22 protein-coding genes and 1 tRNA gene are annotated in these 24,653 nt (G+C 70.1%); 8 read left to right on the top strand and 15 right to left on the bottom strand.

Annotation, left to right across the window (positions count from 1 at the left end):
* Positions 1 to 62 precede the first annotated feature (62 nt).
* The 5 genes from ACQPXM_RS39820 to ACQPXM_RS39800 form a co-directional block, all read right to left on the bottom strand.
* Positions 63 to 1,328, bottom strand: coding sequence for a hypothetical protein (locus ACQPXM_RS39820; protein WP_432943159.1), 1,266 nt, complete (start codon positions 1,326 to 1,328; stop codon positions 63 to 65).
* Positions 1,325 to 1,993 (bottom strand): hypothetical protein, encoded by a 669-nt coding sequence (locus tag ACQPXM_RS39815; RefSeq protein WP_432943158.1) that lies wholly within the window; start codon positions 1,991 to 1,993, stop codon positions 1,325 to 1,327. Before ACQPXM_RS39815 ends, ACQPXM_RS39820 begins: the two co-directional genes overlap by 4 nt.
* On the bottom strand, positions 1,990 to 3,240 hold the full coding sequence (locus ACQPXM_RS39810) for a hypothetical protein (RefSeq protein WP_432943157.1): 1,251 nt from the start codon (positions 3,238 to 3,240) through the stop codon (positions 1,990 to 1,992). The genes ACQPXM_RS39815 and ACQPXM_RS39810 overlap by 4 nt, the downstream gene beginning before the upstream one ends.
* A gap of 206 nt (positions 3,241 to 3,446) precedes the next feature.
* Positions 3,447 to 5,306 carry an acyl-CoA dehydrogenase gene (locus tag ACQPXM_RS39805; protein ID WP_432943156.1) on the bottom strand — a complete coding sequence of 620 codons (1,860 nt, stop codon included), beginning with the start codon at positions 5,304 to 5,306 and terminating at the stop codon, positions 3,447 to 3,449.
* 103 nt (positions 5,307 to 5,409) lie between these two features.
* On the bottom strand, positions 5,410 to 6,315 hold the full coding sequence (locus ACQPXM_RS39800; protein WP_432943155.1) for an endo-beta-N-acetylglucosaminidase H: 906 nt from the start codon (positions 6,313 to 6,315) through the stop codon (positions 5,410 to 5,412).
* A gap of 206 nt (positions 6,316 to 6,521) precedes the next feature.
* On the opposite strand from ACQPXM_RS39800, the gene ACQPXM_RS39795 reads away from it, so the two are divergent.
* The gene (locus tag ACQPXM_RS39795) at positions 6,522 to 7,823 is read left to right on the top strand and encodes an MFS transporter (protein WP_432943154.1); all 1,302 of its coding nucleotides are present in this window, start codon (positions 6,522 to 6,524) and stop codon (positions 7,821 to 7,823) included.
* 1 nt (position 7,824) lies between these two features.
* The gene (locus tag ACQPXM_RS39790; RefSeq protein ID WP_432943153.1) at positions 7,825 to 8,997 is read left to right on the top strand and encodes an anhydro-N-acetylmuramic acid kinase; all 1,173 of its coding nucleotides are present in this window, start codon (positions 7,825 to 7,827) and stop codon (positions 8,995 to 8,997) included.
* Positions 8,998 to 9,129: 132 nt separating this feature from the next.
* On the opposite strand, the gene ACQPXM_RS39785 is transcribed toward ACQPXM_RS39790, so the two are convergent.
* Positions 9,130 to 9,603 (bottom strand): AAA family ATPase, encoded by a 474-nt coding sequence (locus tag ACQPXM_RS39785; RefSeq protein WP_432943152.1) that lies wholly within the window; start codon positions 9,601 to 9,603, stop codon positions 9,130 to 9,132.
* Between the two features lie 74 nt (positions 9,604 to 9,677).
* Here ACQPXM_RS39785 and ACQPXM_RS39780 point away from each other — a divergent pair, with 74 nt between their 5' ends.
* Positions 9,678 to 10,742: a MerR family transcriptional regulator gene (locus ACQPXM_RS39780; RefSeq protein WP_432943151.1), complete on the top strand. Its 1,065-nt coding sequence runs from the start codon at positions 9,678 to 9,680 to the stop codon at positions 10,740 to 10,742.
* Here ACQPXM_RS39780 and ACQPXM_RS39775 read toward each other — a convergent pair.
* Together ACQPXM_RS39775 and ACQPXM_RS39770 are read right to left on the bottom strand one after the other, a co-directional pair.
* Positions 10,739 to 11,044 carry a hypothetical protein gene (locus ACQPXM_RS39775; protein WP_432943150.1) on the bottom strand — a complete coding sequence of 102 codons (306 nt, stop codon included), beginning with the start codon at positions 11,042 to 11,044 and terminating at the stop codon, positions 10,739 to 10,741. The genes ACQPXM_RS39780 and ACQPXM_RS39775 overlap by 4 nt on opposite strands.
* 30 nt (positions 11,045 to 11,074) lie before the next feature.
* Positions 11,075 to 11,671, bottom strand: a complete 597-nt coding sequence (locus ACQPXM_RS39770) for a TetR/AcrR family transcriptional regulator (protein ID WP_432943149.1) — start codon at positions 11,669 to 11,671, stop codon at positions 11,075 to 11,077.
* 167 nt (positions 11,672 to 11,838) lie between these two features.
* On the opposite strand from ACQPXM_RS39770, the gene ACQPXM_RS39765 reads away from it, so the two are divergent.
* The gene (locus ACQPXM_RS39765; RefSeq protein WP_432943148.1) at positions 11,839 to 13,725 is read left to right on the top strand and encodes a hypothetical protein; all 1,887 of its coding nucleotides are present in this window, start codon (positions 11,839 to 11,841) and stop codon (positions 13,723 to 13,725) included.
* 282 nt (positions 13,726 to 14,007) lie between these two features.
* Positions 14,008 to 14,475: a G5 domain-containing protein gene (locus tag ACQPXM_RS39760; RefSeq protein ID WP_432943147.1), complete on the top strand. Its 468-nt coding sequence runs from the start codon at positions 14,008 to 14,010 to the stop codon at positions 14,473 to 14,475.
* Here the strand turns inward: ACQPXM_RS39760 and ACQPXM_RS39755 are convergent.
* On the bottom strand, positions 14,472 to 16,982 hold the full coding sequence (locus tag ACQPXM_RS39755; protein WP_432943146.1) for a polysaccharide lyase family 8 super-sandwich domain-containing protein: 2,511 nt from the start codon (positions 16,980 to 16,982) through the stop codon (positions 14,472 to 14,474). The two genes, ACQPXM_RS39760 and ACQPXM_RS39755, sit on opposite strands and share 4 nt — an antisense overlap.
* A gap of 176 nt (positions 16,983 to 17,158) precedes the next feature.
* Between ACQPXM_RS39755 and ACQPXM_RS39750 the strand changes: the two genes are divergently transcribed.
* A complete protein-coding gene (locus ACQPXM_RS39750; RefSeq protein ID WP_432943145.1) occupies positions 17,159 to 17,845 on the top strand; it encodes an SDR family oxidoreductase in 687 nt (228 codons plus the stop codon).
* Positions 17,846 to 18,058: 213 nt separating this feature from the next.
* Here the strand turns inward: ACQPXM_RS39750 and ACQPXM_RS39745 are convergent.
* Positions 18,059 to 18,132, bottom strand: a tRNA-Gly gene (locus tag ACQPXM_RS39745).
* 224 nt (positions 18,133 to 18,356) lie between these two features.
* Between ACQPXM_RS39745 and ACQPXM_RS39740 the strand changes: the two genes are divergently transcribed.
* On the top strand, positions 18,357 to 18,794 hold the full coding sequence (locus tag ACQPXM_RS39740) for a MarR family winged helix-turn-helix transcriptional regulator (RefSeq protein WP_237771578.1): 438 nt from the start codon (positions 18,357 to 18,359) through the stop codon (positions 18,792 to 18,794).
* Positions 18,795 to 18,977: 183 nt separating this feature from the next.
* The gene (gene dcd / locus ACQPXM_RS39735) at positions 18,978 to 19,553 is read left to right on the top strand and encodes a dCTP deaminase (RefSeq protein WP_077019480.1); all 576 of its coding nucleotides are present in this window, start codon (positions 18,978 to 18,980) and stop codon (positions 19,551 to 19,553) included.
* An 11-nt stretch (positions 19,554 to 19,564) separates the two neighbouring features.
* Here dcd and ACQPXM_RS39730 read toward each other — a convergent pair whose 3' ends face one another.
* The 5 genes from ACQPXM_RS39730 to ACQPXM_RS39710 form a co-directional block, all read right to left on the bottom strand.
* Positions 19,565 to 21,106, bottom strand: a complete 1,542-nt coding sequence (locus ACQPXM_RS39730; RefSeq protein WP_432943144.1) for a hypothetical protein — start codon at positions 21,104 to 21,106, stop codon at positions 19,565 to 19,567.
* A 19-nt stretch (positions 21,107 to 21,125) separates the two neighbouring features.
* Positions 21,126 to 22,667 (bottom strand): hypothetical protein, encoded by a 1,542-nt coding sequence (locus ACQPXM_RS39725; protein WP_432943143.1) that lies wholly within the window; start codon positions 22,665 to 22,667, stop codon positions 21,126 to 21,128.
* A 120-nt stretch (positions 22,668 to 22,787) separates the two neighbouring features.
* Positions 22,788 to 23,006: a hypothetical protein gene (locus tag ACQPXM_RS39720; RefSeq protein WP_432943142.1), complete on the bottom strand. Its 219-nt coding sequence runs from the start codon at positions 23,004 to 23,006 to the stop codon at positions 22,788 to 22,790.
* A 47-nt stretch (positions 23,007 to 23,053) separates the two neighbouring features.
* A complete protein-coding gene (locus ACQPXM_RS39715) occupies positions 23,054 to 23,893 on the bottom strand; it encodes a DUF4097 family beta strand repeat-containing protein (RefSeq protein ID WP_432943141.1) in 840 nt (279 codons plus the stop codon).
* A complete protein-coding gene (locus ACQPXM_RS39710) occupies positions 23,881 to 24,639 on the bottom strand; it encodes a hypothetical protein (RefSeq protein ID WP_432943140.1) in 759 nt (252 codons plus the stop codon). Before ACQPXM_RS39710 ends, ACQPXM_RS39715 begins: the two co-directional genes overlap by 13 nt.
* Positions 24,640 to 24,653 lie beyond the last annotated feature (14 nt).

The following is a 24,653-nucleotide window of genomic DNA, read 5'->3' as shown; positions in this document are numbered from 1 at the left end:
CCCTGATCACCGACTCAGGGGCCGCTCAGGACCAGCTCCCGTAGGCCGGGACCGGTGACGGCTCAGGACCGGTGCTGACCCCGCATCACCGCGGCGGGCAGGTCGTCGGTCAGATTGCCGAAGAACGTCCGGGCCCACAGGTCGTCGCCGTGCCAGTACGGGCCGTCCTCGCCGGGCAGCGACTTCGGCGCCGTGCCGCGCTTCAGCGCCTGCCGGCACTCCGCGCACAACGGCAGCGGCACCGTCGTCCCGTCGCTCTCGACCTGCGTCGGCCGCCCGGAAGCCCTTCCGTGCAAGGGATTGAAGGCACACAGCGGCGGTACGTCGTCCACCTTCCGGCCGGCCGCGATCGCGACCGCCTGGTCGTACTCGCGCCGGGCCTGGTCGAGCAGCACCATCGCGCCGACCAGGTCGACCAGGTCGCGGGACGCGTCCAGCACCTTGCCGGCCGCGTGATGCGCGTCGAGCGCGGCCTGCTGGTGCTTCAGCCCCGCGCCCTCGGTGGACGGCAGCGCGGCCAGTTCGGAACCGAGCGTGGTCAGCTCCGAGGTCGTCTCCTGGGTCAACCGCCGACGGCGCTCGGCCGCGACGGTCTGCGCGACGTGCGGCGGGATGCTGAAGGCCTTCTCCCGCCGCGGGCGGCTCGAGCCACCGCCGCGCCGCAGGCCGATGATCAGGCCGAGCACGACCATCAGCGCCACCGCCGCGATCACGATCGCTACCACCGTCGACCCGTTGCCCTCGTCGGAGGACCCGGACGACGACGGCTGCCGGACCGGGGTGTTCTTGCGATCGACCGGGCCGAGCACCGGCCCGGCGAGCAGCTCGTAGAACCGGGCGATCACCTCGGTCGGGCCGGCGTCGTACCCGGTGTCCTCGAGCGCGTGCGACCGGGCGTTCTGCAGCCGGTCGTTGTCCTCGCCGAGCTGTGGGACGTCGTTGACCTTGTAGTACGGGAACCGCTGGCCGCCGTCGGTCACGACGTACAGGCCGGGCTTGCGCAGCGCGTCGATGACCAGGGTCAGGGCGTTGCTCTCCTTGCCCTGGAACACGTCGCTCGGCGTCAGCGGCAGCACGATCGTGTAGACCGGGTAGTCGAGCGCCTCGGCCTTGGCCCGGACGGCGTCCCGCAGGTTCTGCGGCAGCCCCGTCTTGTACGCCGGGTCGATGTACAGCGGGTCCTTGGCCAGCGCGGCCGCGATCTCCCGAGCCCGCTCGGCCGGAGTCTGGGCAGCCTGCGCCGGCACCGCGAGCAGCGCGAGCACCACCGCCAGCACGGTCGTCAGCCCGGACCTCACGATCAGCCCGGATCTCGTCAGCGCGTTCACACCCGTCCTCCCCGTCGTACGGCGACCAGAGCCGCCACTCCCAGCACGATCGCGGCCAGCAACGCGCCGCCCATCAGTCCGATCACCACGCCGCCGACACCGTTGCCGATCGCCTTGCCGACGGTGAACCGTTCGGGCGGGGAGTCCCGTTCCTCCCGGGGCGGCAGCGGTTCGGTCCGCGCGGGCTTGGCCTTGTACCGGTCGCCCGTCTCCACCTCGTCGAGGTAGTCGCTCAACTGCTGCGACTTCGACTCCTTGGAGCTTCCGTAGCCGCGGCTCGGCGCATAGACCGGCACCAGGTGCTCGACGCCGGTGGTGAGGTAGTCGTCCATCACCACGTAGATCCCGGGCTTGCCGTTCGCCGTGGCCAGCCAGCCGGCCAGCAGCTCGGTGTCGCCCTTCTCCTGGAACCAGGCTCCGGTCGGCACCACCGCGACGTACACCGGCAGGTCCATGCTCGCGATCCGGGACCGCATCGCGGCCACTTGGTCGTAGGAGTACTGCGAATCGTACTGCGGGTCGACGTAGACCGGCTGGTCCTTCCAAGCCGCCACGGCAGCCGTGATCCGCGGGTCCGTCGGGGTGGTACCCCAGGCGGTCGCCGGCAAAGCCAGTACGACGGCCGCGAGCGCCAGCGCCACCGCGCGTCGGAGCAGCTGTGTCATCGGACTCCTCCGTAGACCCGCTCGACGCGCTCGGCCAGATCGTCCGACAGCGCACCGCAGCCGGTCGCGACGATCGGGCTGTCCTCGGGGTCGAGCGTCCAGTACGGCACCAGGTCCGCGCCGAACAGCCCGGCCTTGGCCGGCACCCGCAGGCCGTGCGGAGTGTCGCCGCGGGCGACGGTCTCCGCGCAGGTCCGGCAGGCCGGGACCTCGGTGTCGTCGGACCACTCGGCCAGCTCCGTGCCGGACGGGTGCGTGGGATCGAAGAAGCACGGCGGTTTCAGCCCGTCGCCCGCGGCCACCTGGTGAGCCTGCCGGGCCAGGACGAAGGCGCCCGTCAGTGCGAGCACGTCGTTCGGCTCGGCCTTCCGCAGGGTCCGTGCCGCGTCGAGCCGGTTCCGGGCGTCGTCGCGCCGGTCGAGCTGGTGGGTGCTCGGCGTGCGCACCTTCTCCAGACCGCGCAGCGCGCGGCCCGCCTTGGGGATCCAGCGATCGGCCTGCGAGCGGACCCTGGCCAGCGTGACGTCGCGCGCCGAAGCGATGGCCTTGACGCCGTCGGCCGGACGCCGCTTGCCGGTCCGGCGCTTGGTCTTGGTGAGGGTCGCCAGGAGTACGAACACGAATCCGAGCAGGCCACCGATGCCCATCCCGGTGAACGCCGACAGGTCTTCCTTGTCCGTCACCGACCGGCCGGTCCGGCGCTCGCGCTCGGGCTGCAGGTCGGCGGCCGGGATCGGCGGCAGCGCCCGTCCGTCGTACGCCGTACCGGCCTGCTGGATCGTGCGGACGATCCTCGGCGCGGGCAGCTCGCGGATGATCTTGTTGTCCGCCTTGTCGTCCAGTTGCACGCTGACGAGCGTGCGGCCCTTCAGCCCACCGGGACGGAAGAACTCCTCCGTGCCGCTCCAGTGTTCGTCGGACACCGTCCACACCAGGTACAGCCCCGGCTGGCCGACCCGGGCCTGGAGCAGCGTCGGCAGGTCGGTGTAGTTCTTGACCGTGTACGGCGTCCGCGGGATCAGCGCGACGTACACGCCGAAGCCGGCCGATGCCGAGGCCTTGCGGATCCGGTCCAGCTCGGATCTCGGGAAACCCGGCCGCAGGGCCGGGTCGACGTAGATCCGGTCCGCGCGCCAGGCAGCGGCGATCTGGTCCGGGAGCTCCGGCGGGGCGGCATGGGCGGCACCGGCCGGGAGCAGCGCCAAGACGGCGAGCAGCGCGGCCAGGACGCGGAAACGGGCGGACATCGCGCTCACCTTACGACGACCTGCTGCCTTCACGCCTGCACTGACGTGCACCGGCGGCTTCCGGTTCCGGAACTGAGACGGCCCTGGCTCGGACAGGGGAGACCGAGCCAGGGACGGGTGGTGCTCAGAGCGGAAACGTTGCTACAGCTGCCCCGGATCCGGCAGGGCAGATCGCGGGGCAGATCAGCGGGCAGATTTCGGGCCGGTCAGAAGGCCGACTCGGGCAGGTCCATCACGTCGAGGTCGGTCAGCTCGGCCTTGACCCGCTCGGCGCGGACCGTCGGCATCGTCGAGCGGACGAACCAGCGGGCCGCGGCGACCTTGCCGGCGTAGAAGTCCTGGTCGGCCGGCGACAGGTCGCCGCCGAGCCGCTCCAGCGCCACCTCGGCCTGCCGCAGCAGCAGCCAGGAGCAGACCACGTCGCCGAGCACGTAGAGCAGACGCGACGTGTTCAGCCCGACCTTGTAGATGTTGCGCGGATCACCGTTCTCGGCCTGCGGGTTGCTGGCCATCAGCGCCTGGCCCATCACCGCGAGGATCTTCTGGGTGTCCTCCAGGCCCCGGGCCAGCAGATCGCGCTCCTCCTTCAGCCGGCCGTTGCCGGCCTCGGAGGCGACGAAGCCCTGGATCTGCTCGGCCAGGTGACCGAGCGCCTGGCCCTGGTCCTTGATGATCTTGCGGAAGAACAGGTCCTGGCCCTGGATCGCGGTCGTGCCCTCGTACAGGGTGTCGATCTTGGCGTCGCGGACGTACTGCTCGATCGGGTAGTCCTGCAGGAAGCCGGACCCGCCGAAGGTCTGCAGCGACTCGGTGCCGAGCAGCGTCCACGACTTCTCCGAGCCGTAGCCCTTCACCAGCGGCAGCAGCAGGTCGTTGACCCGCTCGGCCAGCTCGTCGGTCTCCCCGGCGTACCGGGCCTGCTCGGCGCGGTCCTGGTAGGTCGCGGTGTACAGCACCAGCGCGCGCAGCGCCTCGGCGTACGACTTCTGCGTCATCAGCGAACGGCGGACGTCGGGGTGGTGGGTGATCGTGACCCTCGGCGCGGTCTTCGCGGCGTTGGTCAGGTCGGCGCCCTGGACCCGCTGCTTGGCGTACTCGAGCGCGTTCAGGTAGCCCGACGACAAGGTCGCGATCGCCTTCGTGCCGACCATCATCCGGGCGTACTCGATCACCTGGAACATCTGCGCGATGCCGTCGTGCACCTCGCCGAGCAGGTAGCCCTTGGCCGGGGTGTTCTCGCCGAAGGTGATCTCGCAGGTGGTGGAGACCTTGATGCCCATCTTCTTCTCGACGTTCGTCACGAAGGCGCCGTTGCGCTCCCCGGTCAGCTCGCCGGTCTCCAGGTCGAAGTCGTACTTCGGCACGACGAACAGGCTCAGCCCCTTGGTGCCCGGGCCGCCGACGCCCTCGATGCCCTGCGGGCGGGCGAGCACCAGGTGCACGATGTTCTCGGTCATGTCGTGCTCGCCCGAGGTGATGAAGCGCTTGACGCCCTCGATGTGCCAGGTGCCGTCGTCCTGCAGCGTCGCCTTGGTGCGGCCCGCGCCGACGTCGGAGCCGGCGTCCGGCTCGGTCAGCACCATCGTGGCACCCCAGCCGCGGTCGATCATGTGCTTGGCGATCAACTTGTCCCGGTCGGTGCCGTTGCGCCACAGCACGTGCGCGAAGTTCGGCCCGGCGGCGTAGATGTGCACGGCCGGGTTCGCGCCGAGCACCATCTCGGCCGCGGCCCAGCGCAGCGAGGGCGGAGTCGGCTGGCCACCCAGCTCCGGCGGGAGCTCGAGCTTGTACCACTCGGCGTCCATGTAGGCCTGGTAGCTCTTCTTGAACGACTCCGGCATCCGCACCTCGTGCGTGGCCGGGTCGTAGACCGGCGGGTTGCGGTCGGCGTCCTCGAACGACGCGGCCAGCTCGTTCTTGGCCAGCCGGTCGATCTCGCTCAGCACCTCGCGCGCGGTGTCGACGTCCATCTCGGCGTACGGGCCGTGCCCGAGCACCTGGTCGCGGCCCAGCACCTCGAGCAGATTGAACTCGATGTCGCGCAGATTCGACTTGTAGTGGCTCACTGGTTCCCCTACCTCGTTGTGCGTCAGGTACGCCGTACCGGCCGGTAACTTGAGTATATACCGGCCGGTAACGAAGGCAAAGCGGGAAACGTGAACGTGTCCGCTAGGGGGTGTAGACCGCGTTGCTGCCGTAGAGCGGGTTGGTGAAGCCCGAGATGTAGCCGGCCGAGTTGGTACTGCCGAGGTCGTAGGTGAGGAAAACGCCGTAGCCCTCGTTCTTGGTGCGGGTCGCCAGGGTGGCGGCGTTGGTCGAGACGTTGATGTGGACGGCGGCCGGCGAGAGCCGGGCCTTGTCGCTCGGGCCGCGCGGGATCGACCAGGTGCCGTAGTACGGGTTCCAGGCGTAGTCGAAGGTGTTCGCGATGCTCTGGCCGTTGTAGCTCAGGCGTTCCGCGCTCGGGCCGATGTCGTACAGCGTGATCAGCTTGGTCGGCAGCTTCTGGCGCAGGGCCGAGACCAGGTAGACGAAGGAGCTCGCGTTCGGCAGGCCGGTGCCGTTGACGCCGTACTCGGCGTACTCGTCGTCGAAGTCGATGCCGTCCAGGCCGTACCGGTTGACCGCGTCGGCCAGCTCCTGGGCGAACGCCGAGGCGGCCGCCTGGGACGGGAAGTTGGCGAACCCGGCGCCCTGGTGGTTGCCCAGGATCGACAGCAGCACCTTGATCCCCTTGCGCTGCAGCGGGCGGACCTCGGTCTCGACGTTGTCGAGCACGCGCTGCACGTTCTCGTTGAAGTGCAGGTAGGCCTTCGTGCCGTCGTAGTTGATGTTGGCCGCGAAGATCACCGCGACGTCGAAGACCTGGGCGCCACCCTTGGCCAGGGTGTACTTGCCGACGTTCAGCATGCTGTGGTTGTTGACCTCGACGTAGGCGACCGAGATCGGGCCGTTCTTCGCGCGCGGCTTGCGGGGTGCCGCCGAGGCGGTCAGCGGGACGCCGGTCGCAGCCGCCGCACCTCCGGCGGCCAGCAGGGACAGCAGGGTCCTGCGACTCAGGAACTCGTCTTTCATCTCTACCTCTTTCAGGGCGGGTACGGAGGGAGATAAACCGGTATAGCGCCCCGATCATCGAGTCGCGGTGCATGCTGTGTCAAGGCTCGGCCACGGGCAGTGACCGACCACCAGGCGGTACGGCGACTCGCGGTCTGGGAACTCGTAGACCAAGATGGACGGGTCAATGGGAGGAAAGTTACCGGGGGCGAGCGGGAGAGGACCCGATGAGCAGCTCTGCAGGGACCCCGACGGTCGACGTACGGCGGCACCGCCGGTCGCTGGTGGCCGGCACGGTCGGCAACTTCGTCGAGTGGTACGAGTTCGGTGCCTACGGCTTCTTCGCGACGGTGATCGCGGCCAACTTCTTCAGCAGCACGTCGACCAGTGACGCCGAGAGCCTGATCAAGACCTACGCCTCGTTCGCGCTGGCGTTCTTCTTCCGGCCGATCGGTGCGGCGGTCTTCGGCCGGGTCGGCGACCGGATCGGGCGGCGGCCGACGCTGATCCTGGTCCTGCTGCTGATGACGCTGTCGACGACGCTGATCGGCCTGCTGCCGACGTACGCGACGGTCGGGGCGGCGGCGCCCTGGCTGCTCACGCTGGTCCGGGCTTTGCAGGGGTTGTCGGCCGGAGGTGAGTTCGGTGGCGCGGTCGCGATCATGACCGAGTTCGCTCCTCGCACCAAGCGCGGCCTGTACGGCGCCTGGCAGTCGCTGACCGTCGCGCTGGGGCTGCTGGTCGGTGCGGGGTTGGCCGCGATTCTCGCCACCGTGCTGAGCACCGAGGCGTTGCACGACTGGGGCTGGCGGATTCCGTTCCTGCTCGCGCTGCCCTTGGGGCTGGTCGCCTTGTTCCTGCGGCTCCGGCTGGACGAGACGCCGAACTTCGCCCGTGTCCAGGAAGCCTCCGAGCGGGTGCCGGCCGGCGCGGGCGAGGTGGCCAAAGCCATTGCCCTCGGCATCGGCCGCCTGATGGGGTGGTCCGCGGCCGGCTACACGTTCCTGGTCGTGATGCCGTCGTATCTGCAATCGACGCTCAACGCGACCTTCCAGCAGGCGCTGGTCGCGACCGTGCTGGCCAACCTCGGCTTCGCGGTGTCGATCATGCCCGCGGGCTGGATCAGCGACAAGGTCGGCCGCCGTCCGGTGATGGTGACGGGTGCGGCGCTGGTCGTCGTCCTGGCGTTCCCGCTGATGAATCTCCTGCAGGACAAGGAGAGTTCGACCGCGGCGAAGGGCGTCGCGGTGTTCGTCGCCGGACTGGTGGTCGGGCTGATGGCCGGACCGGGGCCGGCGATGCTGTCGGAGATGTTCACGACCCGGGCGCGCTACACCGGGCTCGGGCTGGCGTACTCGCTGTCCAACGCGGTCTTCTCGGGCTGCGCAGGCCTGATCATCACCGAGCTGATCAAGCGGACCAAGAACGTCGACATCCCGGCCTGGTACGTCGTGATCACGTGCGCGGTCAGTGTGGTCGCGCTGATGACCCTGCGCGGCGACGACCACCGGCGCGAGCTGCGGGACTGAGATGCGCGTCATCGGGTTGATGTCAGGCACGTCGTACGACGCGATCGACGCGGCGGCCGCCGAACTGCGGCTGGACGGCGACCAGCTGGTGCTGCAGCCGCTCGGGATGCTGAGCCGGCCGTACTCGTCGGAGCTGCGGACGGAACTCGCCTCAGCGTTGCCTCCGGCAAGCACTTCGCTGGCCTCGGTGACTCGCCTCGACACCTTGATCGGGCAGGCGTTCGCGAGCGTCGCCGAGCAGGCCGTGGAGCAACTCTGCGCTGGTCGGGCGGACCTGATCGTGTCGCACGGGCAGACGGTCTTCCACTGGGTGGACGACGGTGTGGTCCGCGGGACGCTGCAGATCGGGCAGCCGGCCTGGATCGCCGAGGCGACCGGCACGACCGTGGTGTCGGACCTGCGCTCGCGGGACGTCGCCGCCGGCGGGCAGGGAGCGCCGCTGGTGAGCCTGTTCGACGTGCTGTGGTTGCGGGGCCGGGGTGGGACGCCGGTCGCGCTCAACCTCGGCGGGATCGCGAACATCACCGTCGTACCGGGTGAGGGCGATCCGGTGGCCTTCGACACCGGGCCGGCCAACGCGTTGATCGACGCGGTCGTCGGCGAACTGACGGCCGGGCGGCTGGCGTTCGACGCGGACGGGTTGATGGCGTTGCGCGGCAAGGTTCATCCGGAGCTGTTCGACCGGTTGCTGGCCGAGCCGTACTACGCGCGGCCCGCGCCGAAGAGCACCGGCAAGGAACTGTTCCACCTCGCGTACCTGGCCGAGCGGATGCAGGGGCTGCCGGAGATTCCATCCGATGATGTCGTCGCGACTGTGACGGCGCTGACCGCGCGTACGGTCGCCGACGCGGTGAAGACCCACGGCGGCACCGAGGTCATCGCCGCGGGCGGCGGCATCCGCAACCCGGCCCTGATGCACCGGCTCGCGGAGGAGCTCGGCGACCTGCCGCTCCGCAGCACCGACGAACTGGGCCTGCCGTCGGCAGCCAAGGAGGCCTACGCCTTCGCCGTCCTGGGCTTCCTGACCGTCCACGGTCTGGCCGGGACGGTTCCGAGCTGCACCGGAGCGCGCCACGCGTCGGTGCTGGGGACGATCACGCCCGGTCGGGGGCCGCTGAGCCTGACGCCGCCTGCCGCGGTGCCGACCAGCCTGCGCTTGGCGACCGCCGACTGACGCCGGCCGTGCCGTGCCGACCGCCGATTCGCGCCGGCCGTCGCCGTTTCGACTGACGCCGGCCGTCGCCGTGCCGACCGGTCGCTGGGCGATATCGGCCCGGCGTACACACGGGGATCCTCCGCCTGGGCTCTACTCCTTGACCCAGGCGAGGATCTCGCGGGCCGACTCCTCCGGGGTGCCGGTGCCGTCGACCGAGCGGGGGACGAGCTTGCGGATCTCGGCGGCGTCGCGGACCGCGCCGTCGATCTCGCTCTCGGTCCAGCCGCGCTCGGCCAGGCGCGTACGGCGTACGGCGTCGGGGCAGTCGAGGTGCAACCAGCGGCCCTCGCGCAGCTCACTCGGACTCAGCGGGGCGAGCAGCAGGACGGGGATGCCCGAGCGGCGGACCAGCTCGGTGATGCGCAGCCAGAGCGTGTTGTACGCCGGCCAGTGCGGCGCCGCGGCCGGATCGGCGATCGAGATCCCGAGCAAGCGGCCGTCGTCGTCGAGCAGCTCGTCCATGTCCATCACCGCGAGCCCACCCTCGTTGAGCCGCAGCAGCTCCGGCACAACGGTGGACTTGCCCGCCCCAGGCGCTCCCGTCACCACGAACAACCTCGACACGGGACCATTGTCCCCATCGCGCCCGGCCGGCGCGCGTTGACCTTCGAGTTGGCTGAAGGTGTTGGATCGGGGGTGTGGTGGACGACCTGGTGAGCATCAGCGCGTTCGCGCGGCGGGTCGGGCTGACGCCGAGCGCGCTGCGGTTCTACGACGACTGCGGGGTGCTGCGACCGGCGGTCGTCGACGAGGGCAACGGATATCGCTACTACGCGCCCGAGCAGGAGCCGCGAGCCCGGCTGTTGCGGGATCTGCGGGAGATCGACCTGCCGTTGCCGGAGGTACGGCGGGTGCTGGACGGCGAGCCGGACGCCGCGGCGGCGGTGGTCGAGGCGCATCTGCGGACGGTCGAGCAGAAGGCGGTCGCCACCCGCCGGGCGGCGTACCGGATTCTGGCGAGCCTCTCCAGTACGCCGGAACAGCCGGTCGCCGGCGGGTCGCCGCGGGTGACCTTGGGCGGGCCGGAGCTGGCGAGCGCGATCCGGCAGGTGACGCCTTCGGCCGCGCGGCCTGGGGAGCAGGGCGGCGGCGCGGACTGGCTGCCGGCGCTGGGTTGTGTGCGGATCGAGTTGAGCGAGGCTGAGGTCACGTTGGTCGCGACCGATCGGTACCGGCTCGCCGTTCGCAACGTGCGTCCGCAGTCCTTCGAGGGCACGCCCGGCGCGATCCTGGTTCCCGCACCGGCTCTGACCGAGCTGTCCCGCTGGCTCGCCGCGGCCGACACCGTCGAGCTGCAGGCAGGTGCCGAGCTGACCATCACCAGCCGCACCGAGACCCGCACTCTGCCGGTGGTGAACGCCGAGTATCCCGACTACCAAGTTGTCCTGAACGGCCTGGAACCGCCCGCCTGCCGCGTGATGGTCGACCGCGCCGGTCTGGCTGAGCTGCTCGGCACCGGCGAAGTGGTTGCCCTGAGCATCGACGCCCTCGCCGTCACGATCGGTGACCGGAGCATCGACGCGATCACCACCGGATCCCCGCTCCGCATCGGCTTCACCACCCGCCTGCTGGCCGAAGCCCTCACCACCGGCGTCGGCCCCGACGTCCTGCTCGAGATCCATGCCCCCGACCGCCCCGTCGTGATCCGCTCGGCCGACCAGGGCACGTTCACCACCCTGGTGATGCCGCACCGGCTGGACTAACCGAAGTCGATCTCGAACGTCGGATACTCCGGCTGCGGACAGGCCTCGCCGCGATACCCCAGCCGCTCGTAGAACGGCGCCGCCCGTTCGTGATGCGCCTGCCACTCCAACCAGCGAACCTGTCCCGCCGCGTAGCCGATCAGCCGATCGCCGTCGGCGGCGCCGAAGATCGCCCACCGGGGATCCGCGAGCAGGTCGGCGTAGACGAGTCGAGCTTCGGCCTCGGGCAACTTGGTGCCGAAACCTTGCAGCAGCGGCCGGAGTTGGGACCAGTCGTCGGGCGTCAGACGGCGGACGGGCATGGGGTCCGCGTGTCAGCTGGACGGGGCAAGCTACCGACGAGTGCCGGTCAGGTACGGCGTGAGTACCAGGTCGAGCTGGTCGCGCACGAAGTCGGTCAACGTCCCCCAGCCGTTGACCGCCCAGACCTGGAAGGCTCCGTTGAAGCAGACCAGGATGAGCCGGGCCAGGGCGTCCACGTCCGCCTCGGGTGCCAGCTCGCCGGCGTCCTGGGCGGCGCGGAGCAGGCGCGCGGCGGTGTCGACGATCGCCGCCGAGTGGGCTACCGCGTGCGCGCGGAACTCCGGGTCCGCGACGTCGAGCTGGACGAAACCCAGCCCGTTGCCCAGCTGCTCGCGCCGCTCGATGTGGGCGACGCTCGACAGGGCGAAGTCGCGCAGCGCCGCGAGCGGCGAGGTGTTGTGCGCCTCGGCCTGCTCGGCGGCGCGGATCACCATCAACGGGGAGCGCGCGGCCGACGCGAGCAGCAGTCCGCGCTTGGAGCCGAACCGCTGGATCAGCGTCGGCGCCGCCAGCCCGACGCGGGCGCCGACGGCCGCGAGGGTCAGTTTCACCGGGCCGAGTTCGGCCAGTACGACGCGGGTCGCGTCCAGGATCGTGTCGTCGTCGATCAGGCGTGGGCGGGCCACGGCGTACCCCCATCATTTGTAAATGGCCGTTCACTAACCGCAGGACAGTAACAGATCACTGCCCGATCAGTTATTCGTGAACGACGGCCGACCTCTGCCAGTGGCGGGGGTCGTGCCGGTCGGTCCTCCGCTCGGACTCGACAGGTCGTACAACGGGAGCCCCACTCATGCGTTTCGTCCGCGTCACTCTTGGTCTGCCACTCGCGCTGGTGGGGGTGGTCGTCACGCTTGCCGGGGCGGCCTCCGCGTTCTGGCTGGTCGGTCCGGACAGCACCGTCGACACCGGAGAGCAGCGGCTGACGAGTCGCGGCCCGGCGGTCGCCACGGCGCCCGACCTGCTCGACCGCCACGGCTTCACGCTGCACGTGACCGCCGCGAGTTCCCGGCCGGTTTTTGTCGGCGTCGGCCACGACCTCGACGTCAGCAGCTATCTCGGCGGGTCGGCGTACACGCGGGTCGTGCGTTTCGATCCGCCCTCGGACTTCGCGACCCAGGAGATGAAGGGCGCGACCGGCCGCCTCAACCCGCCGACCGGGCTCGACTGGTGGCTGGCGGACGCCGCCGGGCCGGGCGAGCAGTCGGCCGAGTGGGAGACCGAGGACGGCGCGTACGACGTGGTCGTGATGAACGCCGACGGTACGCCGGGCGTCGACGCCACGGTCACCGTCGGGGTGGAGCTCAAGGGGCTCTTCGGGATCTGTCTCGTCGTTCTGGGCGTCGGGCTGATCGTGCTGTTCCTGGGGATCTGGCTGCTGCTGCCGCGCAGACGCCAGCCGGTTGCGAGCAGCACGCCGGCTCAGCAGACGACTCCGTACGCCGGTCCTGGCGTGCAGTACCCGCTGGTCCCGCAGGCGCCGGTGTCGCCGCCGCCGGTCAAGCCGGTCGAGGTGCCCGAGGAGGAGCGCCAGCCGGTCGCGCAGCCTGTGAAGCCGATCAGGGCGCCCGTCGGAGCGCCGGTCGGGGATGACCAGCCGGAGCCGGACGAGCCCGAGGAGGAGCCGGAGCGGCGGCCGGAGCCCGTGCCGGGCATTCCCCCGCAGTACCAGGCGCCGGCGTACTCGCCGCCGCGGTTGAAGCGGGTGGGCAGCCTGCTGACCGGCGGGATGCTGTTGCTGACAGCAACTGGTTGTGTCGCGATCCCGCAGCAGAACACCAGCTCCGGACCCGTCACCCGGGCCGCCGTGACGGTCGCAGACGGGCTCGCCGCCGTGCAGAAGTACAACGAGCTCAACAACCGCGCCAACCAGGCCCGCGACGCCAAGCTGTCCGAGGCGATCGAGACCGACCCGACGCTGACCATGACGCGTGCCGGCTACCAGATCAGCCGGAAGACCGACGAAGCCGGCAAGGACAAGGTCAAGCCGTTCACGTACACGCAGCCGAGCATCGGCGCCCCGCAGTACGGGTCGTACCCGATGCGGTTCGTGGTCGCCTCCGGTGTTTCCACCAGCCCTGACAGCAAGCAGCTCGGCGTCTGGGAACGAGCCACCGCCGGCGACCCGTGGGTGCTCAAGTACTCGGTCTACCCGAGCGCGACGATGAAGCTCCCGCCGCTGGCAGGTCTGCGCACCCCCACCAAGGCCGACATGAGCAAGCTCGCCAGCCTTCCCCAGACAGCAGCCGCGAACCTCGCCGCCTACCTCACTGGCGGTCCGAAGTCCCCCCAGGCGGCCCTCTTCACGCCGTCCCCCGGCACCGTCAGCCTGCTCAATCAGCGCGCCAAGGACAAGATCGCCGACGCGAAGAAGCCGTACATCTCCACCGCCACCGACACCTTCCGCCCGTCCGGCGATCCCCTCACCTTCATCACACCGAACGGCGAGGCCCTGGTCTTCCTGGCCCTCACCGAGCAGTACCTGCAACACATCGAGCCCGGCTCGAACGCGTACTGGACCAGCGGACCACCCACCGCCTTCAGCAGCTACGTGAAGTACACCCAGACCCTGCACCAGGACTACCTGCACCAGCTGGCCGTGGTTATCCCCGCCAAGGGCCAGGGCAAGATCCAGATCCTCTCCCTCGACGGCCAACTCGTCGGCGCCGGCGGCAGCTGAGCTGGTCGACTCCAAGACCTCGCATCCCGTCGGGTGCGAGGTCTTGTGACGTCCGGGCCGGAGGTCGAGGGTGTGGGGATGGGTGGGAGATGGATCTTTGTTGTGGCGGGTTTGGTGGTAGTGACCGGGGGCTGCGCGGACGGCGGGGAGGAGGGGACAGGTGCGCCTGTCGCCGGGGTGGTGAGCGGGGCGCCCAGCACGCCGACGCTCGCACCGGCGACGACTCCGCCGACAACGCGTGCAGCGACGACGACCTCGCCGACGGCATCCGAGCCGACGCCGGTGCGGACCGAGCCGACGACGCCGGTGCGGACCGCGCCTGCGGAGCCGGTGACCGTACGGCGATTGGTGGTGGAGACGCGGGCCATCGCCTTCAAGCGGGTGACCAAGCAGGACGCGTCGCTCGAGGTCGGGACGCGGGAGGTCGCCACTCGGGGCCGAGCCGGGGTGCAGCGGTTGACGTACGAGGTGACGGTGACGGGTGGGAAGCAGGTCGGGAAGCGGCTGGTGCGACGAGTGGTGACGCGCAAGCCGGTCACTGAGGTGACTGCAGTCGGGACGAAGGCTGTCGAGGAGACCGGTGGGGGCTGCGATTCCAACTACAGCGGTTGTGTGCCGATCGCGAGTGATGTGGACTGCGCAGGCGGCAGCGGCAACGGGCCGGAGTATGTCGAGGGGCCGGTGGACGTTGTCGGCTCCGACGTCTACGGGCTCGATGCCGACGACGACGGTGTGGGGTGTGAGAGCTAGCGGAGTACGGCGGTGACCGTGGCGCCGTGCAGGTGGTGGGTGGTGTAGGTGAGGCGGGTGCCCAGGAAGGTGTGAGTCACCTGTACAGCGGGGTTCGGGGTCGTGAGGGTGAGGCGACGGCCGGGGATCGTGAGGGTGATGGTCGAGCGCGTGAAGGTGGGGTCGGAGACGGCGATGGTCAACTGACGGCCCTGGGTGCGGACGACCGTCGACGCAGGCCCGTCGACGATCAGGCCGGGGAGTAGGTGCGGTCCCGCGGCGAACGTGTTGGCGGCGGTGAGGTTGAGGGCGGGGTGGTGGATCGCCTGGGCCCGGGTGGTGTTGGCGAGGATCCGGGGCGGGCGGTGGGAGTGCAGCTGGGTGCGGGTGGCGTTCGGCAGCAGCGAGTAGGCGTGGGAGGTGAACGCACCGGCGGGCTGGTCGAGGGTCAGGGAGAAGACGTTGCGGGTGACCGCGGTGTCCGGGTTCGACGTACGGACGACTCGGCGGCTGCGGGTGACCGGGGCCAGATCGACGCGGGTGCGGGCCGGCTGGTGGAAGTAGTAGCCGACCGACTGGGTGCCGTTCGTGTAGTGCAGCCAGCGCAGCTCGGCGACGCCGGAGCCTGACCAGCGGCGGCCGTTGCGCAGCACGCCTTCGACGGTGACGGGAGCCGCGGGCAACGACGGCCGGGCGTCGACCGTGGTGGTGACGGCACGATCGGCGTCCCCGACCCCAGCAGCGAGTACGACGATCTCGTGGTCCAGCAGGAACCAGGACTTGGTGGCCGACGCGTTGCGGTACACGACGAAGTCCTCGGGCAGCTTCGCCCGCTGCGCGTACGGATAGTCGTCGGACTGCACCCATCCGACCGCCCCGAAGGTGTCGAGCGTCGCACCACCGGAGTACCGGTTGGTGCCGCGCGGGAAGTACACATAGGTGTTCTGCGACTCCGACGACGCGGTGAAGTTCAGCGGATGCGCCGGGTTGTCGTAGAACGCCTTTCCGTACAGCTCCGGGATCGTCCGCCGCTGCTCGACCGGCGCTGTCACGCCCGCCAGCCCGTACGGCGAGACCGTGGTGAAGTAGTCGACCCCGTACGCCTGGGTCTGGTCCTGCCCGGCCAGGTAGAGGTAGTACGCCCCGTCGCCCTGGAACCACGGCAGCAGGTTCTCGCCGCTCATGTACTCGTACTTGCTGATCCGCGCCGAGCTCCGCGCCAGCGCGAACGCGTAGCCGGGCCGCCGGTGCACGGTCTTGTCCATCGCGTTGAACGCCACGCTGCTCGCGGCCGGATTCAGATCCGCGGCGACGATCGCCGGATCGCCGACGATCTCGTGGAACCGCGCCACGCTGACCGGCGAAACGAAGCTGTTCGGGTTCAGCGTCGGCCGCGCGGTGAACTTCACGTACGACCGCAGCAGCGCCGCGTCCGCCGCGGCCGCGTAGTCGGCCAGGTCGACGACCGCCTCGATCACCACCGCGACGTCGTCGTACCCGGTGCCGGGCCGGGAGACCGCGCGGCCCTTGACGACCTCCATCATCCAGCCCTCGAAGATCAGCGGCGCGAACCCGGTCTCGACCCAGCCCTGCACCACCTTCACCAGCCCGTCGCTGGTCGCGTACGCCGTACCGTCGAGCAGCTTGACGGTCTGCACGACCCGGCTGAGCAGTGCCTTGCCGTACGAGCCGGTGTAGGCGACCGAGCTGTGCTGGATGAACGAGCCGTCGGCGTAGTACCCGTCGGTGACGCCGTGCCGCAGGTCGTACGGGTCGATCGTCGCGAACACGGTGAACTGGTCCTGCAGCGCCTTGCGGATCCGGGCGTCGTTGCCGAGCAGCGCGCCCTGGACGATCCGGTTGGTGGTGATGTCGGCCAGGTTCGCGCCGGTGTGGAAGCGCGAGTCGAGGTTCACGTCGCCGTCGATCCCGTTGCGCAGGTAGGCGTCCATCGACGCGACGTACGTCGTGACCAGGTCGCGCGGCGCGTCGAGCAGCGCCAGCGTGCGGCCGGCGTACGTCGAGATGCCGATCTCCCAGGTGAACCAGTTGCCGTAGTACCCCTTCGCCTGGTCGCCGTAGTAGTTGGCGTGCAGCCAGGCCAGCTTGTCGAGCACCTTGGCGCGGATCGCCGCGTTGCCCTGCAGTTCGGAGGCCGGACCGGGGCGCCGTACGGCGAGCGCGATCTCGTAGAGGTGCTGGTACGACGCGCTGAGGTTGGGGTCGCTGGTGCCGAGAGGCAGACCGGCGAACGCCTCGGTCGCGCCCGCGCGATCCATCGCGGTCAGCCAGGTGCGGGCGGTCTGGTCCATCGCGGCGAGCTTCGCGGCAACCTCAGGACGCGCGTTGGACTCGGCGGTGCCGGTGAAGATGCCGGCCAGGTTGGCGAGCAGCTGGGCGGGACCCTCGACGGTTGGAACCTCCGTTCCCGTGGCGGTGCCGACTGCGGACGCGGGCGCGGGATGAACCGCGGTCAGCAGGGTGGCGGCAGGGACGAACGACAGCAGGCGGCGGCGACTGAGCTCCACAACAACTCCCGGGCGGAAGGGAAGAACCTCACCGTTTGAGTCAAGCAGCAGAAACTATCTTCCGGCAACCGTTTACCACCGACTTTCTGCCCAGCGGAACAGATCGAGGCCGACGGAGGTTGCTGCCTTCGGTGCTCACGGCGACCGGCGCCGGAGCGGAAAGAGGTGAGCGAAGCGTGGCCGAGGTGCTGGTGGTCGGAGGAAGCGGCGGACTGGGGCTGGCGATCGCCCGGGAGTACGCCGAGCGCGGTGACTCCGTGGTGGTGACGAGCCGGACCAAGTCAGGAGCCGATGAGGCCGCGGCGCTGGTCGGCGGCTTGGCCCGCGGGCTGGCGGTCGACCTGACGCAGCCGGAGACGATCGAGTCGGCCCTTGCCGAGATCACCGCGGTCGACCACCTCGTCATCACCGCGAACCTGCCGAGCGGGAACACGATCGCCGGCTTCCAGCTCGGCGACGCGATCGCCGCGGCGACGGTCAAGCTCGTCGGGTACGCCGAAACCGTGCGAGTGCTCACCGACCGGTTCCGGCCGGGTGCTTCCGTCGTACTGCTCGGTGGTCTGGCCAAGGACCGGCCGTATCCGGGATCGACGATGGTGACCACCGTCAACGGCGGCGTCTCCGCGCTCGCCCGGACACTGGCGGTGGAACTCGCACCGCTGCGCGTGAACGTGCTGCACCCCGGCATCGTCGGTGACACTCCGAAATGGCAGAACGCCGAGCTGTCGCAGGTCGTTTCCCGGACGCCGATCGGCCGGACGGTGACCACCGCCGAGGTTGTCGACGCCGTCGACTTCCTGCTCCGCAACGGCGGCGTCAATGCCGTCGACCTCGAGCTCGACGGGGGCGCCCGAGTGTCCTGACCAGAACTCGCCGGACGATCCGAAAAGCCGCGGTTTCTCCCGCTGATCGGTGCCTGGGGCATGCAATCGGCGGGACTACCCGCTGGATGAGGGGTCAAACGCGGTGGTCAGTTGATCTTCGAATAGGCCGTGTCGCGGCCGTGGCGGAAAGCGAAAAGGCGCCTCCGGGAATTCCGGCGGCGCCTTCGTGCTGTCAGGACATGGGCCCTGCGGTGGAGCGGGTGACGGGAATCGAACCCGCACTGTCAGCTTGGGAAGCTGATGTTCTGCCATTGAACTACACCCGCACGCTCACAACGCGATGGATCATACCTGGTCGGTGGGGCGGTTTGCACGGGGGGTGAGGCGGGCAGTTTTCCACAAAGCCGCGCCCAAGGACTGGGCACAGCGCCCGAACTCTGGCAGATTAGAACGCGTTGCCGGGGGCAACAATGGACGCAACGTGAGGATGCGGTCCTGACCAGGACCGGACAAGATGGTTGCGGGGCAACTGCAAAGAAGGGGTGAAGAGGTGGCAACTGACACTAACGACGCGCTGGACAACCTGGAACGGGAGCTCGTCACGATGGCGCGCCGGCTGCGAGGTCTGCAGCGGACACTGTCCGACGAGGCACACCCGGACCTGGAACCGGCCCAGTACGCGTTGCTGAACCACGTCGAGGAGCTCGCTCCGGTCCGGATGGCGGATCTGGTCGCGGCCCTCGAGGTGGACAAGGGTCCGGTCAGCCGGGCCTGTGCACGGCTGGAGGAGGAAGGTCTGCTGAAGCGGGCCGCCGACAAGTCCGACGCCCGCGCCACGCTGCTGACGCTGACCGCCAGTGGCAAGCGCAAGCTCGCCGCGGCCCGCAAGAAGCGGCACAAGGTGATCGAGGACCTGCTCAAGGACTGGTCGCCGACCCAGGTGAAGACCTTCGCCAACCAGGTCTCGAAGTTCAACAAGCTGGCCTGACCGAGCCGGCGAAGCTGTTGCCGACGGCCCGCAGGTGAGCACTGTTCCGGAGAGCTGAGGGGTCCGGACCGGAGCACCACCAGTCGACGGGGAGCGACCAGGGCCGTCGTCAGTACGAAGTTGTGAGCGGCGCGTAGGCGTCCGGCCTGCCCTGCGAAGGCCGGGCTGCGGTACCGTGCCTGCGTGCTGCTCTCCGACCGCGACATCCTGGCCGAGCTCGACGCGAAGCGGGTCCAGCTGGATCCGTTCGACGCTGCGATGGTGCAGCCGTCGAGCGTCGACGTGCGCCTGGACCGCTACTTCCGGGTCTTCGAGAACCACAAGTACCCGCACATCGACCCCGCCGAGGAACAGCCCGACCTGACCCGCACGGTCGAGCCCGAGGGCGACGAGCCGTTCATCCTGCACCCCGGTGAGTTCGTGCTCGGGTCGACGTACGAGCTGGTGACGCTGCCGGACGACGTCGCGGCGCGGCTGGAGGGCAAGTCCTCGCTGGGCCGGCTCGGGCTGCTGACGCACTCGACCGCCGGGTTCATCGATCCGGGCTTCTCCGGGCACGTGACGCTGGAGCTGTCGAACGTCGCGACGCTGCCGATCAAGCTGTGGCCGGGCATGAAGATCGGCCAGCTGTGCTTCTTCCGCCTGTCGTCACCGGCCGAGCACCCCTACGGTTCGGCGAAGTACGGCTCGCGCTACCAGGGCCAGCGCGGCCCGACGCCGTCGCGCTCGCACCTGAACTTCCACCGCACCGACATCTGACCGTACGACGATCAGCCGACGGCCTTCTGGACCACCAGGATCTTCTCGGTCTTCAGCGGGGCCTCGTTGCCGGGGTCCTGCAAGTAGGCGCTGCCGTACTTCGACACCATCGCGGGCGACTTCGGCCGGCCGTACAGCAGTGAGGTGTCACCCCAGCCGCCGCGGCTCGGCAAGCTCGTCGGGATGTCGCTCGGCGACGCCGCGTCGCCTGGGCTCTCGCCGTCACTGGGGCTCTCGCCGTCGCCCGGGGTACTGCCGTCCGACGGGGTGCTGCCATCGGATGGAGTGCTGCCGTCCGACGGTGTGGCACTCGGGACCGCGACGTCCTGGCCGGTCTTGGCGTCCAGCAGGATCGGCTGTCCGTCGGCCGTGCCGTAGACCAGACCGTTGTAGATCGCGGTCACGGTCGGCACCACCCGGTTGGCCGACGCCGCGCTGTAGCCCCAGGTCTTCTTCCCGGTGGTGTCGTCGAAGCCGGTGATGTCGACCTGCTGCAGGTTCGCGGAGCCGGTGCAGACCATCGAGGCGACGTGGTCGGACCAGCAGCTGCCCTGCGTCGTCGAGTCCGGCGAGTTCGGCAGTTTGGTCTCCACCACCGTGCCGGTCGCGATGTCGGTCGCGTAGTACGAGGAGACGTAGTGGCCGTCGTACTTGGTGTCCTTCACATAGCCGTGGCCGACGAAGTAGCCGTGCTTGCCGCCGGAGCCGACCGGGCTCAGGTAGTTCATCATGGGGACCGGAATCGTCTTCTTCACCGCCGCGGTGACGCCGTCGACCTGCACGATCGCGGAGTTCTTGGCGCCTTCTTGCTGGTCGCCCTTCGCCGCGACCACCACACCGTCGCGCACGCCGGCCGCGGTCACCGACGGGATCGGGGTCGCCTTCTTCGTGGCCGGGTCGGCGAACACCGTCAGCTTGTTGAGCTTGGTCGACCGGTCCGGCGACTGGACCTGGACGCCGACGGCGATCTGGCCGGTGGCGGCGTCGTAGGCCGCCGGGGAGAAGTTGCGCACGCCGTTGCCCGGACCGAGCAGCGCGCTCAGGTCGGCGACCGCCTCGGCGAGAACCTTGCCGTCGGCCGGGTCGATCCATTGGACCTTGACCTGGCCGTGCGACTTCTGCGTGCCGCTGCCTTGCACGTGCTGCGAGTACGCGACCGCGATCACTTCCTTGCCGTCCAGTTGCACCGCCATCGGCTCGGTGAAGTCGCTGGTCGTCGTGGTCGGGTCGTCCGAGGACGGCACCTCCCAGGTGTTCGCGCCGAGCGTGTAGCCGGTCAGTCCGCGGCGCACCGCGTACAACGCGGTCTGGCCGACCATGCCGGCGTTGATGTCGAACGCGGTGTTCAGCTCGCCGGTCGAGGTCTGCGCCAGCGCCGAGACCGGGGTGAACGCCTTCGGCGGATCGAACGCCGGGAACTCCGGCGCGGTCGGCGTCGCCGAGGCCGACGGTGTGGTGTCGGCCGGCGCCTGCTCGGACGACTTGTCGTCACCGGCGTTGCAGCCGGCCAGCAGGACGGCGGCGACAGTTGCCATGATCAACGGACGCAGCATTCGGTGGTCTCCCATGGTGTCAGCCGACCGCCTTCAGGATCTGCAGGACGCCGGCGGAGTCGGTGCTGGACATGTTGTCCTCGCGCACGTACACGCCGCCGAACTCGGACACGCTCTGCGGCGACATCGGCGTGAGGTCGGGCTGTGCCGGGGTCGGGCCGCCGGTCGGGCTGATCTCGACGGACGACGAACTGCCGTCGGCCGGGGTGCTGCCGTCGGTCGGCGTACCGGCGTCGGTCGGGGTGGTGTCGTCACCGGGGGAGACCGCGTCGCTCGGCAGGGTGCTCGGCGACGGCGTCGGGATCGGGACGTCCTGACCGGTCAGCGCGTCCACCAGCACGGGCTTGGTCTCGACCATCGCGTAGACCAGGCCGTGGAACACCGCGGTCACCCCCGGCACGACCCGGCCGGCGCTCTTCTCGGTGTAGCCCCAGATCCTCTTGCCGGTCGTGTCGTCGAACGCGACGATCTCCTCCTCGTTCGCGCCCTCGCCCGCGGTGCAGACGACGGTCTTCTGGCCGTCCGGGAGGCAGCCGTACCTGAGCAGGTACTGGGTGTCCTTCACGGCGGACTTGGTCTGGACGACCGCGCCGGTGGCCGGGTCGACCGCGTAGATGCTGCCCACGTAGGCGCCGAGGCCGTAGGCGCCGATGCCCTTGGTGTACTTCTGGCCGTACAGGTACGCGTACTTGCCGCTGCCGCCCGTCGGGTTGAGTCCCTCCAGCCCGGGCACCAGACCGGACTTGGTCACCTTGCCGGTGGCGACGTCCACCAGCGCCACCGAGCGCCGGGTGTTGTCCTTGCCCTGGGCTCCGACCAGGACGCCCTGGCTGATCCCGGCCGGCTTCATGAACGGGACGCCGACGCCCTTCTTGGTGGCCGGGTCGGCGATCACGGTGATGACGCCGGATTTGGCGCCGATCAGACTGGTCGGCGCGACCCCGATCGCGAACTGGCCGGTGGCCCGGTCGACGGCCTGCTCGGTGAAGCCGCCGGGCAGACCACTGTTGACCTCCTGGTCACCCAGCAGCGCGGTGGCGTCGAAGGTTGCCTCGGACAACGGTTTGCCGTCGGCCGGGTCGAGCCAGCGGAACAGCACCCGGACGATCGGCTTCGACGTCCCGCCGCCCTTGACCCGCTGGTAGTAGGCGACCGCGACGGCCGGCTTGCCGTCGACCTGGACGGCGACCGGCGTGCTCACGTCCTGGGTGACCACGCTGCCGTCGGTGATGTCGGTGGCCGGTGTCCGCCACGTCGTCGCGGTCCCGTTCATCGTCTGGCCGAAGGCGCCGCTGTGGCTGTTGGCCACCGCTGTCATGCCGACCATGGCGACCCGAGGGGTGAAGGTGGTGTGGTCCTTCTCCTCCGGCAGCGCGGTCGCGGTGACCGCTGCGAACGCCTTCGGTGGGTCGTATGGCGTCGATGCCGGGACGCTCGGCGTACTGGGGGTCTGGCTCGCGCCGTCCGTCGAAGTGCTGTCCGCGGAGGGCTTGTCGTCCCCGCTGTTGCACCCGGCCAGCAGCGCGACCGCGGCCGTGGCGGCGAATACCTGACGCAACATCTTCGTTTCTCCCCGAGTCCGGCACCGATGACCAGCGGAACGCTAGCAGCGCGAGCGGGCCGTCGATCGGCCCGTGCCGGGACCGGGAGATTGCAGCTTCCTGCAACTTTTCCTGACTGGTCAGCGGACCACGGACAGGCCGGTTCGCCGGTGCCGCGGTTGCGGCTCGAGGCGGTCGGCCAGCCGGCGCAGCACCCCGGCCAGCTCGCGCCGGGGAGCGTTGACGCCGTACGCCGTCTGACGGTCGGCCCGGTCCTGCTTGCGGAGCGCTCGCTGCTCGGCCTGCCGCAGTTGCTCGGCGACCTGACACCGCGCGATCTCCTGATGTTCGGTGATCATCGTGCTCGTCCCCTCGGTCGTCCCCGTGCTGGTGATGTCTGATGGCCTCAGGCCCGGACGACGGTGATGTCGCCGGAGACCGTGCGCGCCCGCAGCATCAGCGAGCGCTCGCCCTCGGCCGGCTGCTCGCCCGGCTCCAGGTCGCACCGGATCCGGCCGGTGACCGTCTTCAGGTCCAGGTACGTCGGCACGCCGTCCGGTACGCCGATCTGGACGTCACCGCGGGCGGTCTCGGCCCGCACGCTCGGCCCGTCGGCCAGCTCGACCCGGACGTCACCGGAGCCGGACGTGGCGACCGAGTGATCGCGGATCCGCTCGATGGTGATGTCGCCCGAACCGACCTTCACGGTGGTCGGCCCGTTGGCCTCGCCGACCCGGACGTCGCCGGACCCGGTCGACAGTCCGGCCAAGGCATCGGCCCGCTCGATGTCGATCGAGCCGGAGCCGGTGTTCGCCCGGAGCTGGCCGGCCGCGTGGTCGACCCGGATGTCGCCGCTGCCGGTGCCGGCCGCGAGCGTGCCCTCGACCCGCTCGAGCCGGATCTCGCCCGAACCGGTCGACAGCCGGGCCTCGCCGAGCGTCGCCCGGGCGGAGATGTCGCCGGAGCCCGTCTTGATCCGGGCGGCCAGCACGTCCGGGGTCTGGATCCGGATCCGGACCTCCGGACCCCGCCGGTGGTTCTTCGTGGTCTCGACGATCAGCTCGCTGCCGGACAGCTTGCACCGCACATCGTCCTCGGTGCCGTTGTCGACCTCGATCTCGACCTGGGTCCGATCGCCGTCGACCGGCACGATCTCGACCCGGCCGGCGCCGATCTCGATCCGGACCCGGTCGAGCTCGCCGGGCTCACTGATCAACTGCTGGCTGAAGCCGCTCACTGCGCCCATCCCGTCATCCGCTGGCCCGGTCCGCGTCCACCGCGGCCGTGGCTGTGTCCTCGCTCGCGGCGGTCGCCGCGCTCGCCGCGCTCGCGCCGGTCTCCGCGCCGCCCGTCACCGAACACGCCGTCCGGGCCGAACGGTCCGTCGGGACCGAACACGCCGTCGGGGCCGAAGACCCCGTCGGGACCCAGCGGTCCGTCCGGCCCGAGCGGGCCGTCGGGGCCGAACACCCCTCCGCGCGGCGGGCGCGGTGGGCGGGGCGGCCGGGAGCCGCGGCGGCCGCGGTCGCCGGTCAGGGCGGTCATCACGGTGCGCATCAGCCACGCGTTCGAGGAGATGCCCTCGGCGGTGGCGGCTTCGTCGACCTTGTTCTTCACCGAGAGCGGCAGCCGCAGCGTGATCCGCGCGGTCGGCTCGTCGGCGTCCGGGGCGAGGTCGGTCGCGCCGGAGTCCTGGGTGTCGTCGGTGTCGTCGTCGTCCAGGTCGTCGTCCGCGCCGGTCAGGTGACTCGGGGCGGGGGTGACGACGAACTCGGGACGGCCGCCGGCCATCCGGAGCTCGACCGATCCGGGCGACAGCTCACGGCTGATCTCCCCGGCGGCGTCGGACAGGGCTGAGATGAGGGCCAGGCGGCCGGCGTCATCCAGCGTGGCTCCGAGGCGTTGCGCCACGGAGCGGGTCTGGTCGTCGGCCAGCGCGGTGGCGTTCTCCACGCTACGGCGGACCGACTCGAGGTAGTGGTCAAGTTCCATGACAGCAAGCATGA

The sequence above is a fragment of the Kribbella sp. CA-253562 genome (assembly GCF_050942265.1).
Lineage (GTDB): Bacteria > Actinomycetota > Actinomycetes > Propionibacteriales > Kribbellaceae > Kribbella.
This window is presented reverse-complemented; position numbering and strand designations above follow the sequence as displayed.

Bases quoted from the DNA above. Each gene is read 5' to 3' on its own strand.
- ACQPXM_RS39815 (WP_432943158.1), bottom strand. From the start codon at position 1,993: ATGACACAGCTGCTCCGACGCGCGGTGGCGCTGGCGCTCGCGGCCGTC.
- ACQPXM_RS39810 (WP_432943157.1), bottom strand. From the start codon at position 3,240: ATGTCCGCCCGTTTCCGCGTCCTGGCCGCGCTGCTCGCCGTCTTGGCG.
- ACQPXM_RS39800 (WP_432943155.1), bottom strand. From the start codon at position 6,315: ATGAAAGACGAGTTCCTGAGTCGCAGGACCCTGCTGTCCCTGCTGGCC.
- ACQPXM_RS39795 (WP_432943154.1), top strand. From the start codon at position 6,522: ATGAGCAGCTCTGCAGGGACCCCGACGGTCGACGTACGGCGGCACCGC.
- ACQPXM_RS39790 (WP_432943153.1), top strand. From the start codon at position 7,825: ATGCGCGTCATCGGGTTGATGTCAGGCACGTCGTACGACGCGATCGAC.
- ACQPXM_RS39775 (WP_432943150.1), bottom strand. From the start codon at position 11,044: ATGCCCGTCCGCCGTCTGACGCCCGACGACTGGTCCCAACTCCGGCCG.
- ACQPXM_RS39765 (WP_432943148.1), top strand. From the start codon at position 11,839: ATGCGTTTCGTCCGCGTCACTCTTGGTCTGCCACTCGCGCTGGTGGGG.
- ACQPXM_RS39730 (WP_432943144.1), bottom strand. From the start codon at position 21,106: ATGCTGCGTCCGTTGATCATGGCAACTGTCGCCGCCGTCCTGCTGGCC.
- ACQPXM_RS39725 (WP_432943143.1), bottom strand. From the start codon at position 22,667: ATGTTGCGTCAGGTATTCGCCGCCACGGCCGCGGTCGCGCTGCTGGCC.
- ACQPXM_RS39720 (WP_432943142.1), bottom strand. From the start codon at position 23,006: ATGATCACCGAACATCAGGAGATCGCGCGGTGTCAGGTCGCCGAGCAA.
- ACQPXM_RS39715 (WP_432943141.1), bottom strand. From the start codon at position 23,893: ATGGGCGCAGTGAGCGGCTTCAGCCAGCAGTTGATCAGTGAGCCCGGC.
- ACQPXM_RS39710 (WP_432943140.1), bottom strand. From the start codon at position 24,639: ATGGAACTTGACCACTACCTCGAGTCGGTCCGCCGTAGCGTGGAGAAC.